Source organism: Nesterenkonia alkaliphila (assembly GCF_009758175.1).
Lineage (GTDB): Bacteria > Actinomycetota > Actinomycetes > Actinomycetales > Micrococcaceae > Nesterenkonia > Nesterenkonia alkaliphila.
Genome location: NZ_WRPM01000007.1, coordinates 12,322 through 25,726, shown reverse-complemented (window position 1 = coordinate 25,726; position 13,405 = coordinate 12,322). Strand labels below are relative to the sequence as shown.

Annotated in this window: 12 protein-coding genes; 2 read left to right on the top strand and 10 right to left on the bottom strand. The window is 62.7% G+C overall.

Going from position 1 to position 13,405, the window contains the following annotated elements:
- Positions 1-34: 34 nt before the first annotated feature.
- Both GNZ21_RS00895 and GNZ21_RS00890 read left to right on the top strand, forming a co-directional pair.
- Positions 35-307 carry a hypothetical protein gene (locus tag GNZ21_RS00895; RefSeq protein WP_157320498.1) on the top strand — a complete coding sequence of 91 codons (273 nt, stop codon included), beginning with the start codon at positions 35-37 and terminating at the stop codon, positions 305-307.
- On the top strand, positions 307-729 hold the full coding sequence (locus tag GNZ21_RS00890) for a TA system VapC family ribonuclease toxin (protein WP_157320496.1): 423 nt from the start codon (positions 307-309) through the stop codon (positions 727-729). The genes GNZ21_RS00895 and GNZ21_RS00890 overlap by 1 nt, the downstream gene beginning before the upstream one ends.
- A gap of 46 nt (positions 730-775) precedes the next feature.
- On the opposite strand, the gene GNZ21_RS00885 is transcribed toward GNZ21_RS00890, so the two are convergent.
- From GNZ21_RS00885 to GNZ21_RS00840, 10 genes are all read right to left on the bottom strand, one after another.
- Positions 776-2,065, bottom strand: a complete 1,290-nt coding sequence (locus GNZ21_RS00885) for an alpha-hydroxy acid oxidase (RefSeq protein ID WP_188503591.1) — start codon at positions 2,063-2,065, stop codon at positions 776-778.
- Between the two features lie 41 nt (positions 2,066-2,106).
- Positions 2,107-3,549, bottom strand: coding sequence for a rhamnulokinase (locus GNZ21_RS00880; protein WP_157320494.1), 1,443 nt, complete (start codon positions 3,547-3,549; stop codon positions 2,107-2,109).
- Positions 3,549-5,585 carry a bifunctional aldolase/short-chain dehydrogenase gene (locus tag GNZ21_RS00875; protein ID WP_157320492.1) on the bottom strand — a complete coding sequence of 679 codons (2,037 nt, stop codon included), beginning with the start codon at positions 5,583-5,585 and terminating at the stop codon, positions 3,549-3,551. Before GNZ21_RS00875 ends, GNZ21_RS00880 begins: the two co-directional genes overlap by 1 nt.
- A 12-nt stretch (positions 5,586-5,597) precedes the next feature.
- Positions 5,598-7,046 (bottom strand): L-fucose/L-arabinose isomerase family protein, encoded by a 1,449-nt coding sequence (locus GNZ21_RS00870; RefSeq protein ID WP_157320490.1) that lies wholly within the window; start codon positions 7,044-7,046, stop codon positions 5,598-5,600.
- A 33-nt stretch (positions 7,047-7,079) separates the two neighbouring features.
- A complete protein-coding gene (rhaI, locus tag GNZ21_RS00865) occupies positions 7,080-8,240 on the bottom strand; it encodes an L-rhamnose isomerase (RefSeq protein ID WP_157320488.1) in 1,161 nt (386 codons plus the stop codon).
- Between the two features lie 7 nt (positions 8,241-8,247).
- Complete coding sequence (locus GNZ21_RS00860; RefSeq protein WP_157320486.1) at positions 8,248-8,595, bottom strand: L-rhamnose mutarotase; 348 nt, start codon at positions 8,593-8,595, stop codon at positions 8,248-8,250.
- A gap of 92 nt (positions 8,596-8,687) precedes the next feature.
- Positions 8,688-9,737, bottom strand: a complete 1,050-nt coding sequence (rhaS, locus tag GNZ21_RS00855) for a rhamnose ABC transporter substrate-binding protein (protein ID WP_188503590.1) — start codon at positions 9,735-9,737, stop codon at positions 8,688-8,690.
- On the bottom strand, positions 9,734-10,810 hold the full coding sequence (locus GNZ21_RS00850) for an ABC transporter permease (RefSeq protein WP_229659463.1): 1,077 nt from the start codon (positions 10,808-10,810) through the stop codon (positions 9,734-9,736). The genes rhaS and GNZ21_RS00850 overlap by 4 nt, the downstream gene beginning before the upstream one ends.
- Positions 10,807-11,808: an ABC transporter permease gene (locus GNZ21_RS00845; RefSeq protein WP_157320633.1), complete on the bottom strand. Its 1,002-nt coding sequence runs from the start codon at positions 11,806-11,808 to the stop codon at positions 10,807-10,809. Before GNZ21_RS00845 ends, GNZ21_RS00850 begins: the two co-directional genes overlap by 4 nt.
- Before the next feature lie 29 nt (positions 11,809-11,837).
- Complete coding sequence (locus tag GNZ21_RS00840) at positions 11,838-13,367, bottom strand: sugar ABC transporter ATP-binding protein (RefSeq protein ID WP_157320484.1); 1,530 nt, start codon at positions 13,365-13,367, stop codon at positions 11,838-11,840.
- Positions 13,368-13,405: the final 38 nt, after the last annotated feature.

Sequence of the window (13,405 nt, the reverse complement as noted above, 5' to 3'; positions counted from 1 at the left end):
GCGACAGCATAATGCGATCTGCTAATATGCTTTTATGCGCACAACAGTTGATCTGCCGGATGATCTGATGCGGAAGGCCAAATGCCGCTCTGCACAGCGCGGGGAGACTCTCAAGCAGATGTTCGTACGCCTGGTCGAGAAAGAGGTGGGCGCAGATTCCTCCCCCGCGCCGCGCCACCGGGTGAGCCTGCCTCTGGTGCCGGCGAAGGACGAGGCTACGATCGAGCTGAGCAACCAGCAGATTGCTGAGCTTCTCGACCAGGATGACGCGGAGCACCTCACCACAGATCACCTCAAGGCGCAGTGATGCTGCTTCCCGATGTCAATGTGTGGCTGGCTGCGGCTGTGGAGCGGCACGCTCATCACCGACTGGCCCGGGAGTGGTTCGACGCTGAGGAGGAGCAACGCGCTCTCTGTCGGGTCACCCAGATGGGAGTTCTGAGGCTGCTCACCCACCAGGCCGTGATGGGCAAGGATGTGCTCACCAGGGCCCAGGCTTGGCAGGTGCTCGACAGGTTCGAAGAGGACGACCGCGTGGTGTGGGCAGAGGAGCCGACCGGGCTGGAGGATGTTTGGCGTGCCCTGTCTGGACACGCGGACTTCAGCACCAAGCTGTGGACAGATGATTATTTGGCGGCCTTCGCGCAATCGGGCAAGTGCACTCTGATCACCTTCGACGCCGGCCTCGCGGAGCGTCATCCCGCGGTGCGCGTCCACTGTTTGAGCTGAGCTGCCTCAGCGGCGTCGTGCCCTGCCCGCTCGACGGTGATCCGGCTCATCTGCCGGTGCTGCGTGGCACCAGGCGGGTGAGTTGGGTGACGTGGCTGGGCTCCAGCTCCTCCAGCGTGCTGACCTCCAGAAGTTTCATTGTGCGCACAATCTGGTCGGTGAGGATCTGGATCATCCGGTCCACCCCAGGGCGGCCGCCGGCCATCAGGCCGTAGAGGTAGGCCCGGCCCACAAAGGTGAACTTGGCGCCCAGGGCGATGGAGGACACGATGTCTGCCCCGTTCATGATGCCGGTGTCCAGGGTGATCTCGAGATCGTTCCCCACCTCGCGGACCACCTCGGGCAACAGGTAGAAAGGCACCGGGGCGCGGTCCAGCTGGCGGCCTCCGTGGTTGGAGAGCACGATGCCGTCCACTCCCAGCCCGGCCAGCTTCTTAGCGTCCTGCACAGTCTGAACACCCTTGACCACCAGTTTGCCCGGGAACAGCTCCCGGATGGTCTTGAGGTCCTCGAAGTTGATAGAGGGGTCCATGGCCTTGTCCAGCAACTCCCCCACTGTGCCTCCGGTGGAGGAGAGCGAGGCGAACTCCAGCGGCGGAGTGGTCAGGAAGTCGTACCACCACCAGGGGCGCGGCACAGCGTTGGCGATGGTCTTCACGGTCAGCGCCGGCGGGATGGAGAACCCGTTGCGCTTATCCCGCAGCCGGGCCCCTGCCACCGGGGTATCCACGGTGAACAGCAGGGTGTCGAACCCTGCTGCTGCCGCCCGCTCGGTCAGGTCGTAGGAGATCTGCCGGTCCTTCATCACATAGAGCTGGAAGAAATTCCGGCCATTGGGGTTGGCAGCCTGGACATCCTCAATGCTGGTTGTGCCCAAGGTCGAGAGGCTGAACGGGATGCCTGCCGCGCCTGCCGCACCAGCGCCGGCGATCTCACCCTCGGTCTGCATCAGCCGGGTGAAACCAGTTGGGGCAATGCCGAAGGGCAGGGCAGAAGGCCCACCGAAGACCTCACAGCTGGTGTCCACCTCGGAGACATCACGCAGAATCGCTGGATGGAACTCCACATCCTTGAACGCCTGCCGTGCCCGGGCCAGGGAGAGCTCGTCCTCGGCCGCACCCTCGGTGTAGTCGAAGGCGGCCTGAGGGGTGCGCCGCTTGGCAATCTTCCGCAGATCTTCAATAGTCAGTGCCGAGGCCAGCCGCCGGCGTGAGGCATTGAAGTCGAACTTCTTGAACTGCATCAAAGGCGCCAAATCGGCGGGCTTGGGCACCCGGCGCTGCACACGCCGTCGAGCCTGATTCTCACTGCTGTCGCTGCCAGGGCGGTTAAACATGCACTCTCCTCGTCACGGGGGCGACACCTATGTCGCTGGACTCAGCCACGGGGCTGATAAGTGGTCAGATGGTGGGTCCGCGAGATGAGCTCGCGGACTTCCTCCAGTGTGCCGGTGATGGTGCCGGCAGTGCGAGCCTGGATCAGGAGGTTGCCAATGGCGGTGGCCTCCACCGGACCCGCGATCACAGGGTACCCTGAACGGTCCGCAGTTGCCTGACACAGCAGGGCGTTCAGGCTCCCTCCGCCAACCATGTGCACCACGTCCACACTGCGACCGGCGAGCTGGGCAGCCTGGGCGAGGGCCTCGGCGAAGCCTGCGGCAAGCGATTCCACGATGCTGCGCACGATCTCCGCGGGCTGCTGGGGAACTGGTTTCTGTTGCTCCTGGCAGAGCTCGGCGATGCGCTGCGGCATATCCCCGGGCGGCACGAACCGCGGGTCCTGAACATCAAAGACCGATACCCGCTCCTTGGGGACCTCGGCTGCGGCGGCAAGCAGCTGGGCGAGGTTCTGCTCCTGGCCGGTACGGCGCTCCCAGGTCCGCAGGGTCTCGGAGAGCAGCCAGGTGCCCATTACGTTGGTGAGGAACCGGATGCGACCGTCGACGCCTCCCTCATTGGTGAAGTTGGCCCGGCGGGAGTCATCGGTGACCACCGGTTCGTCCAGCTCCAGGCCGACCAGTCCCCAAGTGCCGCAGGAGATGTAGGCGGAATTGGGCGTAGACAGCGGGGTACCGACGATCGCCGAGGCGGTGTCGTGGGAACCGACCAGGGTGATGGGCAGATCCTCGGCACCCAGCAGCTCGGTGAGCTCACCGCGGGTGGTGCCCAGGGTGGTCCCGGGCGGGGCCACCGGGGCGAAGAGGTCCGGGGACAGGCCCAGGGTGTGCATCAGCTCGGTGTCCCAGGCCTTGGTGCGTACATCCAGCAGCCCGGTGGTGGAGGCGTTGGTGGCCTCGGTCAGCTGCTGGCCGGTGAGCCAGTAGCCAAGCAGGTCGGGGATCAGCAGCAGCTTGTCGGCCATCCACAGCAGGTCTTCGGCGGCGAGCTGGTAGAGGGTGTTGAACGGCAGGTGCTGCAGTCCGTTGCGCCGGTAGAGCTCGGCGAACGGGACTCGCTGATGGGTGTGCTCGACGCCGCGGGAGGTGCGCTGATCGCGGTAGTGGTAGGGGGTGCCCAGCAGGGCCATCCGCCCCGGTGAGCTGCCCTTGAGGAGTCCGTAGTCCACAGCCCAGGAGTCGATGCCCACTGAGGCCAGGCCGCCCTCCTCGCGGGCCTGCCGGACCGCCTCGGCCAGGCCATTGAGCGCATGCTGGTAGAGGCCGACGATGTCCCAGTGCAACCCGTCGGGCAGGTTGACGGTGCCGTTGGGGAAGCGGGCGACCTCGGTCAGCTCCAGGGTGTCGGGGCCAATCCGGCCGAGCATCACCCGGCCGGAGGATGCCCCGAGGTCGACCGCGGCGTAGGTGGTGACCGCAGCCATCAGCGCAGGAAGGCGGCGGCCACGCCGGCATCGACCGGCACGTGCAGCCCGGTGGTGTGGGACAGGTCAGAGCTGAGCAGTGCGAAGGCGGCATTGGCCACATTTTCCGGCAGCACCTCGCGCTTGAGGATGGTGCGCTGGGCGTAGAACTTGCCCAGGTCCTTCTCCTCGATGCCGTAGGTCTTGGCGCGGTGGGCCCCCCAGCCGGAGGCGAAGATCCCGGAGCCCTGCACCACGCCGTCGGGGTTGATGCCGTTGACCCGGATCTGGTGCTCGCCGAGCTCGGCGGCCAGCAGCCGCACCTGGTGGGCCTGGTCCGCCTTGGTGGCTGAGTAGGCGATGTTGTTGGGCCCGGCGAAGACGGAGTTCTTGGAGGAGATGTAGATGATGTCCCCGCCCAGCTGCTGGTCGATGAGCACCTTGGCCGCGGCCTTGGAGACCAGGAAGGAGCCTTTGGCCATCACGTTGTGCTGTAAGTCCCAGTCGGCCTCGGTGGTCTCCAGCAGGGACTTCGACAGACTCAGCCCGGCGTTGTTGATCACGATGTCCAGCCCGCCGAAGGCCAGCAGGGTCTCATCGATGGCCTGCTGCACGGCGTTCTCATTGGAGACGTCCACGGCCACGCCGATCGCCTTGTCCGGTCCGCCGATCTCAGCGGCGGCTTCTTGGGCTTTCTCCAGGTTGAGGTCAGCGATGGCGACCACGGCGCCCTCGGCAGCCAGCCGCTTGGCGATGGCCTTGCCGATGCCCGAGGCCGCCCCGGTCACCAGAGCAACACGGGTGGCCAGTTCCTTGGGCTTGGGCATGCGCTGCAGCTTGGCCTCTTCCAGCGCCCAGTACTCGATGCGGAACTTCTCACGCTCGTCGATGGGGGTGTAAGTGGACAGGCCCTCAGCGCCGCGCATCACGTTGATCGCGTTGAGGTAGAACTCGCCGGCCACCCGGGCGGTCTGCTTGTTCTTGCCGAAGCTGAACATGCCGACCCCGGGGATGAGCACGATGGCCGGGTCGGCACCACGGATGGCCGGGGAGTCGGCATCGGCGTGCCGGTCGTAGTAGGCCTGGTAGTCCTTCCGGTAGGCCTCGTGCAGTTCCTTGAGCCGGCTGATGGAGTCCTCCACGGAGGCTCCGGCGGGCAGGTCGAGCACCAGGGGCTTGACCTTGGTGCGCAGGAAGTGGTCGGGGCAGGAGGTGCCCAGCTCGGCCAGCCGGGGGTGCTCGGCGTGGGCGAGGAAGTCGAGGACGGCGGCGTCGTCGTTGTAGTGGCCCACCTGGGGCTTGTCCGTACTGGCGATAGCGCGGATGGTGGGAATCAGGGCGGCCGCCTTGGCCCGGCGCTCAGCCTCGGGCAGGGGTCCGTAGCCGTCGAGGGCGGGGCCGAAGGGCTCAGGCTTGGAGTGCTCGGCGATATAGCTTGAAGCGGTGCGGATGATCCACAGGGAGTTCTGCTCGGACTCTTCTGAGGTGTCCCCCCAGGCGGTGATGCCGTGGCCGCCGAGGATGCAGCCCACCGCCTGCGGGTTCTGCTCTTTGATCTCGGCGATGTCCAGTCCGAGCTGGAACCCAGGACGCCGCCAGGGCACCCAGACCACTTTGTCACCGAAGATCTTCTGGGTCAGTTCGGGGCCGTCGGCAGCACAGGCGATGGCAATGCCGGAGTCGGGGTGGAGGTGGTCCACGTGGGCGGCGTCGACCAGACCGTGCATCGCGGTGTCGATGGAGGGGGCGGCCCCACCTTTGCCGTGGGCGCAGTAGTCGAAGGCGGCGACCATCTCGTCCTCGCGCTCAACTCCGGGGTAGGTGTCCACCATGGCGCGCATCCCGTCCAGCCGCAGGACGGCCAGCCCTTCAGGCTTGAGTGTGCCGAGGTCTCCGCCGGAGCCTTTGACCCAGAGCAGCTCGACGTCCTGACCGGTGACCGGGTCGCGGTCGGTGCCCTTGGCGGAGGTGTTGCCGCCGGCGTAGTTGGTGTTCTTGGGGTCAGCGCCGAGCCTGTTGGATCGGGTGATCAGCGCCTCAACTGTGGGGTGTGTCATTAGGTCTCTCCTCTAAACACTTCGAAAATCAATATCAAGCAGAGACGCAGCTGCTTTATAGTCATTTGCTCGATGCCCCACTGAGAGTGACCAATGATGACCTACTCCTGTGGCTGCCCAGTCATCCACCCATTCACCCGGGTCTCGCCCAAAATCAACCCTGCTTGTGGTGTTACCAATCTTCAGCAAAGGCCCAGAGATGACATTTCCCTCAGATGCAATGAACGACAGGGCCCCGTCCTCATCCTGCCCGAGCCCTAGCAGCGTCACTGGGCCGTGCTGAACATCGAACTCAACGCTCACACCCCATCCACGCTTTCCGTGGTAAACACCCAGCCCTCTTAGAAGCGGGTCCCTACTGGACACCGCAAGATGCGCCGGACCGTCATGACCCATTTCAACAATGTTGTCTTCAAAATTGAGAGCCTGGATCTCGCAGAAAGAACCTCCAGCACCTACAACTTCCGTCGCTAGCTGGGCCACGGTAGTGCGCAACTCAAACTCGCCCGTTGTGGGGATACCTCGCCCTGTCAACAGAGAGGCGCCAAGAATCATCCCCGCTCCGAGTCGTTCATGGAGTTCCCCATTGAGGCCCCGATGATAATAAGCAAGAGAATCCAAATTGAAATCTTCAACAAGTCGGTCTAATGCCACTGAAATGCGAGCTCCCCAGGCAAAGTCCTCATTATCGACCGAGTCATCGAGCGTGAAGATGGAACGTGCCTGATCCATACGTTCATTGACTTCATCCTCTTGCACTACTTCAACACGCTCTCTCAGGTCATCGAACTCAAGAACTTCGACGTGGGAGCCGAAAGTGACGGGCAAAAGCGTCAGGTCAGTCGACACATCAAGCATGCCCGGGTACAAATGTCCCATCACTCCGTGTCGCGCGTGTCGCAACGCCGCACGAATATGCGCAGCATTGATCCATTGCTCGATTCGCTCCCAAGCAGACTCCTGACCTAGCCAACCCGACACTGAACGGAACGGGATGCCCGCCCGACGGAAAACGTTCCCAACCTCTGGAACGGGGCACTGACCGCAGTAAGCCAACCAATCACCTGTGTCAAAGCGAGCATGGTCCATCTTTGGGGATGGTTGCAGATCAATCACTAAAATCGGCGCATCGGAGCGTTTAGCGATCGGAAGGACCATAGAGGAGGTGAGGTAAGTTGTAAGAAAAAGAACTATGAGATCGCAGTCATTCTTCCGCAATTTTTCTGCTGCAGCTGCACCCTCCTCTGCATCAGAAATGAATCCAACATCGGTCACATCAGCATCCATTTGTTGAAAACGCTGAGAAACATATTGGGAAGATTTTTTAAGTTGAGGGAGCAGGTCGGGAAATTGCGGCCAATAGGTACCCAAGCCACCTGCAACCAACCCGATACGCGGCTTACGTCGCGATACTGGCTTAAGGAGTCGTCCTACCTTGTTATCGTTACTTAACTCGACCATTGACTCTGTTCCTTCCTTAACTAAACTTGCGCCCTACCAGCTCATCTGGGTTCCGCCGACGCGGTCGGCTTCGATCTTTTCCTGGTATCCGGATGCTGCGTAGGCTGCCATCGGGTCCCCGGGCAGCCCGCGGGATTCCCGCCAGGCAGCCAGGTCTGCGCGCACATCGGTGTAGAAGGCGTCCATGAACACCTGGTGGGCGCCGAGCACATCCCCGGCCTGCTGGGCTGCGGCAAGGGCCTGACGGTCCACCAGTAGGGCGCGGGCCGTCATCTCCTGGACGTTGAGCACACTGCGAATCTGGCCGGGGATCTTCTTCTCGATGTTGTGGCACTGGTCGAGCATGAAGGCCACCTCGGAGTCCGGTCCGTAGCCGCCGCCGCGGATGACCTCGAAGAGGATGCGGAACAGCTGGAAGGGGTCGGCCGAGCCGACGATCAGGTCGTCGTCGGCGTAGTTGCGGGAGTTGAAGTCGAAGGAGCCGAGCTTTCCGAGGCGCAGCAGCTGGGCCACGATGAACTCCACATTGGTGCTGGGGGCGTGATGGCCGGTGTCCAGGCAGACCACGGCATTGTCCCCCAGGGCTTGGACGTGGACCAGAGCGGTGCCCCAGTCGGGCACGTCCGTGTGGTAGAAGGCCGGCTCGAAGATCTTGTACTCCAGCACCAGACGCTGATCGTTGCTGAGCTGGGCGTGGATGGTGGCCAGGGACTCGGCGAGCCAGGCCTGGCGGGCGCGGATATCGGCTTGACCGGGGTAGTTGGAGCCATCAGCCAGCCAGATCTTCAGGTCACGGGAGCCGGTGGCGCCCATGACCTCGATGCATTCCAGGTGGTGGTCCACGGCCTTCTGCCTGATGGCGGGGTCGTGGTGGGTCAGCCCGCCGAGCTTGTAGTCATCGTCCTGGAAGGTGTTGGAGTTGATGGTGCCGATCTCGATGCCGGCGTCTTTGGCATAGCGGGTGAGTGCACCGAAGTCGTCGACCATATCCCAGGGGATGTGCAGCGCTACCTTCGGAGCCAGGCCGGTGAACCGGTGGACGGCGGCGGCGTCGTCGATCTTCTCTTCCACCGTGCGGGGAGTGCCCGGTGAGCCGAATACCTTGAACCGGGTGCCGGAGTTCCCGTAAGCCCAGGAGGGAACCTCAATAGCCTGGTGCTCCAGCTGCGGAGCAATCTCTGCGAACGTTGTCATATCTCCTCTAGTTCCCTTCCAGGGCTGCCAGTTGATCCTCAAGGTGGAAGACTTCCTCCAGCTGCACAAACCCGGTGTCCGGGCGGGCACCTTGGAGCTCCACAAAGTACTCGGCCATCTCTGCCTGCCAGCGCGCGTTGACCTCCTCGCGCTCCATGGCGGCCTGGGCGGCATCGAGCGAGTCCGTCTCCAGGTAGCCGATCAGCAGACCGTCCTCGCGCAGAAACAGCGAATAGTTGTGCCACCCGGAGCGCTTCAGCGCTCTGAGCATCTCTGGCCACACGCTGCGGTGCCGCTGCCTGTACTCATCCAGCCGGTCAGGTCTGACCTGGAGCTGGAAACACACTCGTTGCATACTGCCTCTGCCCTGTGTCGCTTCTATGTGGTCTCTGCTGGCTGGGTGCCCGACCGCGGGATGTGCAGCCGGGCACCCATCGCTGATATGAATCAGAAATCGAAATCGTCGATATTGTCGGCGTCGAAGACGAAGGGATCACCCAGGAGGATCTCGCCGTCTGCACCCACGGTGTACTCACCGAGGCGACCAGCTTCAAAGGTGTCACCCTCCTCGCCGTCGATCTCACCAGTAGCCACCGCGTAGGCGGCCCAGGCGGCGAGGTAGCCCAGATCCTCCGGGTTCCACAACGCGAAAGCCTCGACTACGCCAGATTCCACATATTCACGCATCTGGTTAGGCGTTCCCAAGCCTGTAATGACTATCTCCCCTGCATAGGGCGAGTCAGCAATATATCTAGACGCTGCCGCAATCCCTACAGTGGTCGGCGAAACGATAGCATCCAGGTCCGAATGGGACTGCAGGAGGGCTGCGGTTTGGTCGAAAGAGCGCTGGTCGTCATCGTCACCATAGACTATGTCCACCAACTCGATCTCTGGATAATTGGCTTCAAGCTCCTCCTCCATGAGTGCAATCCACTGATTTTGGTTAGGAGAGTTTGCAGTCGCGGACAAAATAGCGATTCTTCCCTCTCCTCCAATTTGATCAGAAACTAATTCCAACTGTCCCCGAGCAATTCCTTCAGCACTAGCTTGATTTACAAATAAGTCTCGGCAGTCAGGATCAGTATCTGAATCGTAAGTAACCACTGGGATCCCGACCTCCCTGGCCTCGTTGAGCGCCCCACAAACTGCAGATACATCGTTGGCGGCAATAGCAATCGCATCCTCCCCCTGTTGCGCTGCAGTGTTGATGTGCTCAACTTGGGCATCTGGTGTTGCTTCTTGCGGGCCTACAATAGAAAGCGATGCACCAAATTCTTCTGTAGCCTCCCCTGCACCAGTATTTGATGCTTCGAAATAGGGATTACCTAAATCAGTAGGGATAAAGGTGATGCTCAGGTCGCTGCCCTCAGCATCGCCCCCGTTGTCCTCGCCGTTGCCGTTTCCGCTGTCGTCCCCGCCGCAGGAGGCCAGGACCAGGGCAGCGGCCATGCCGGTGGCGGTCAGTGCCGCCCGAGTGCTGAAGGTGTTCCTCTTCATGGTGTTACCTTTCTCTTTTTGGGTCTCCATCGTTGGAGGCCCGCGACAATCTGTGGTGTCATCACCGAGGCGATCAGCAGCAGACCGATGATGATGTTGATGACGTTGACAGTCACGCCTTCCATCCGCAGCGCGGAGGATATGACGCCGATGAGCAGCACACCGGCGATCACCCCGTGCAGGGCTCCGCGACCGCCGAAGATCAGTACACCGCCGAGCAGGACAGCGGCAATCACTTCAAGCTCCAGGCCCATGGCGTTGTCACCGCGTGAATTGCCGAACCGCAGCGTGTAGAAGATCCCGGCAAAGGCCGAGACCGCTCCGGAAAGGATGAACGTGATCATCTGAGAGCGAGCCACGTTCACGCCGCTGAACCGTGCGGTGAGATCGTTGTGGCCGATGTCGTAGAGACCACGGCCGAAGGGGGTGAAGTGCAGCAGGATCACGAAGATCACAATCAGAGCAATGATCGGCACCACCACCAGGGGCACCCGGGATTCACCGATGGAGGCCGTGGCCAGGGAGGTCCACTCCGGGTCGAAGTCGGTCAGCGCCGTGGTGCCGAGCAGTCCCACCGCAAGCCCGCGGAACAGCGCCAGGGTGCCGATGGTCACTGCCAGCGAGGGCAGGTTCACGTAGGCGACGAAGAATCCGTTGAAGGCTCCGCACCCGATGCCGACCAGGATGGCCAGGGCGCCGGCAGCCGGCAGTGAGAGCCCCCACTCCACGTGGGCTATGCCCACCACCACCGAGGAGAGACCCATGATGCTGGCCACTGAGAGGTCGATCTGCCCGGTGATGATGATCAGCGTCATGGGCAGCGCAATCATCATCAGAGGCGCAATGTCCATCAGCAGGTAGCGCACAGTCAGTGGACCGGAGAAGTTGTCCACCGAGATGTTCGCCCAGATCCACACCAGCGCCAACAGCGCGATGATCAGGAACTCGGTGGTCATAAAGGCACGGAACCACCAGGGGCGATGGTAGTGCCGGTATTTGCGTGGCGAGCCTTCTCCCAGCGTGACTTTGTCTACTGCGGGGTTGTGCTCTTCAGAGCGAGTTGCGGTGCTCACGTCTTATCCCTCGCTTCCTGAAGTTTGCGCGTCTGTCTGGCGGCGAGGTACCTGTCCAGGACAATTGCTCCGATGATCAGCGCGCCGACCACGGCCCGCTGCCAGAAGTCGGGGACGCCGATGATCGGCAGGGTGCGGTTGATGGTCATCAGCAGGATCGCGCCCAAGGCTGCGCCCCAGACCGTACCGGAGCCGCCGAAGATGGCTACACCGCCGATCACGGCCGCGCCGATGGCGTTGAGCTCCCAGGTCATGCCGGCCCCGGCGCTGACGGTGCCGTAGCGTGCCGCGTACATGACTCCGGCCAGTCCGGCCAGAGCTCCACCGATGACGAAGGCAACGATGATTCGCTTGGTCGCGGGCAGTCCGTAGAGGGTGGCGGCCTCGGGGTTGGAACCGATGGCGTACATCTCGCGGCCGCTTCGGGTGGAACCCAACCAGTAGGCGGCGGCGAGCAGCACCACCAGCGCGGTGATGGTCAGCAGCGGGATGGTGCCGATCTGCAGGGTCCCAAGGCGCAGGAACTCACGGGGCATGTCAGAAGCGTTGATCCGGTCGCTGCCGGCCCATGTGAGTACGACGCCGCGGTAGATGTACATGGTGCCCAGGGTCACCACCAGGGCAGGAACCTTGCCGAATGCCACCAGTACGCCGTTGATCAGGCCCAGTCCCGCACCCACGGCAATTCCGATGAGGATCACCACCGGGATCGGGATGCCGGGGAAGTCGATGAAGAGCCGGCCGGTCATATAGGCAGTGATGGCCAGGGTTGAGCCGACCGAGAGATCCACGTTGCGGGTGACGATCACGATTGCTGAGCCGACGGCCAGCACCATCAGAATTGAGGGTGTCAGGAGAAGGTCACGCCAGCCCTGGGTGCTGAAGAGAAAGTTCTGATTCAGGCTGGTAGCCGTAGCGATGACCGCCAGGATGACCAGCACGATGGCCATCTCGCGTGAGGCGAAGATGTCTCTGACGAACCGCTGGGTAGCGCTCATCTGACTGGGTTTGGCAAGCGCCTCGGTGCTCATGCGGAAGCTCCCTCTCGGATTTGCTCGTGCCGGGCTGTGGCGGCGTGCATCACCTTTTCAGGAGTGGCCTCGCTGCGCTCCAGTTCCGCACTGATCCGGCCCTCGCTGACCACCAGCACCCGGTCTGCCATGCCCAGCACCTCGGGCAGCTCGGAGGAGATCATCAGCACGGCCAGGCCCTCCCCGGCCAGTTCGGAGAGCAGGCGGTGGACCTCGGACTTGGTCCCGACGTCGATTCCCCGGGTGGGTTCGTCGATGATCAGCAGTTTGGGATCGGTGGCCAGCCATTTCGCGATGGCGACCTTCTGCTGATTGCCTCCGCTCATGGTGGCCGCGTTCATGGACATTGCCGCTGTCTTGACCTGCAGTCGCCCGGCCCAGGGTTCGGCAGCGCGGTTCTCGGTTGACCGCGTGATCAGGCCCAGCTTCTGCAGACGGCTGCGAATGGCAGCTCCAATGTTGTGCCCCACCGAGGACTCCAGGATCAGGCCCTGTTGCCGGCGATCCTCAGGAACCAGCGCCATCCCGGCGTTGATAGCCGCAGTGGGCCGGTTCTTGGGGATCGTCCTGCCGTTGAGCCGCACTGTGCCGGAGTCGTAGGGGTCCACACCGAAGACTGCGCGGGCGATCTCACTGCGGCCTGCCCCGACCAGGCCGGCCAGGCCCACTATCTCTCCTGCCCGAACGGTGAAGCTGACGTTGTGGAAGGTGCCTGTACGGTTGAGGTCCTCGACCTCGAGCACCACATCGCCGATCTCAGCGGGAGTCTTGGGGAAGAGCTCGGTGACTTCCCGCCCGACCATCATGGTGACCAATTCATCATTACTTGTTTCCTCGGTCTTCACGGTGCCGATATAGGTGCCGTCCCGCATCACAGTAACGGTGTCGCTCAGGTCAAAGACTTCGTCGAACCGGTGGGAGATGAATACGATGCCGCGCCCCTCATCCCTGAGGCTGCGGGTCACGGTGAAGAGCCGTTCAACCTCCATGCCGGAAAGCGCAGCAGTGGGCTCGTCCATGATCAGCAGATGTGCGTCCAGGGAGATAGCTTTGGCGATCTCGATGATCTGCTGGTCTGCGATGGAGAGCCCCTGTGCTGGGCGGCGGGGGTCCAGGTCTACGCCGAGCCGGTCAAAAATGCGCTGGGCCTCATCGACCATGGCCTGCTTGTCGATGCGCCGGCTGCGGCCCACCGGCTGCCGGCCCATGAAGATGTTCTCCGTGACCGATAGGTCAGGGAACAGCGTAGGTTCCTGGTAGATGACGGCGATGCCGGCGTCTTTGGCATCGGCGGTGGAGGAGAACTGGGCCTCTTTGCCCCGGAACCGGAAGGTCCCGGCGTCCCGCTTATGCAGGCCGGCCACGATTTTGATCAGCGTGGACTTCCCCGCGCCGTTCTCGCCCACGAGCGCATGCACAGAACCGGGGTGCACGGTGAGAGTGCCCTCAGCTAGCGCTGTCACACTGCCGAAGGTTTTGCGCACACCCTCGAGTTCAAGGACAGGCGAGGTCTGCTCAGCGACCATGAACCCTCCAGATACGAATGATGGTGGTAACCGATACT

Excerpts from the sequence above, each read along its gene's own strand:
- GNZ21_RS00885 (WP_188503591.1), bottom strand. The coding sequence starts at position 2,065 with ATGTTTAACCGCCCTGGCAGCGACAGCAGTGAGAATCAGGCTCGACGG.
- GNZ21_RS00875 (WP_157320492.1), bottom strand. The coding sequence starts at position 5,585 with ATGACACACCCCACAGTTGAGGCGCTGATCACCCGATCCAACAGGCTC.
- GNZ21_RS00890 (WP_157320496.1), top strand. The coding sequence starts at position 307 with ATGCTGCTTCCCGATGTCAATGTGTGGCTGGCTGCGGCTGTGGAGCGG.
- GNZ21_RS00840 (WP_157320484.1), bottom strand. The coding sequence starts at position 13,367 with ATGGTCGCTGAGCAGACCTCGCCTGTCCTTGAACTCGAGGGTGTGCGC.
- GNZ21_RS00860 (WP_157320486.1), bottom strand. The coding sequence starts at position 8,595 with ATGCAACGAGTGTGTTTCCAGCTCCAGGTCAGACCTGACCGGCTGGAT.
- GNZ21_RS00870 (WP_157320490.1), bottom strand. The coding sequence starts at position 7,046 with ATGGTCGAGTTAAGTAACGATAACAAGGTAGGACGACTCCTTAAGCCA.
- GNZ21_RS00880 (WP_157320494.1), bottom strand. The coding sequence starts at position 3,549 with ATGGCTGCGGTCACCACCTACGCCGCGGTCGACCTCGGGGCATCCTCC.
- GNZ21_RS00845 (WP_157320633.1), bottom strand. The coding sequence starts at position 11,808 with ATGAGCGCTACCCAGCGGTTCGTCAGAGACATCTTCGCCTCACGCGAG.
- rhaS (WP_188503590.1), bottom strand. The coding sequence starts at position 9,737 with ATGAAGAGGAACACCTTCAGCACTCGGGCGGCACTGACCGCCACCGGC.
- rhaI (WP_157320488.1), bottom strand. The coding sequence starts at position 8,240 with ATGACAACGTTCGCAGAGATTGCTCCGCAGCTGGAGCACCAGGCTATT.
- GNZ21_RS00895 (WP_157320498.1), top strand. The coding sequence starts at position 35 with ATGCGCACAACAGTTGATCTGCCGGATGATCTGATGCGGAAGGCCAAA.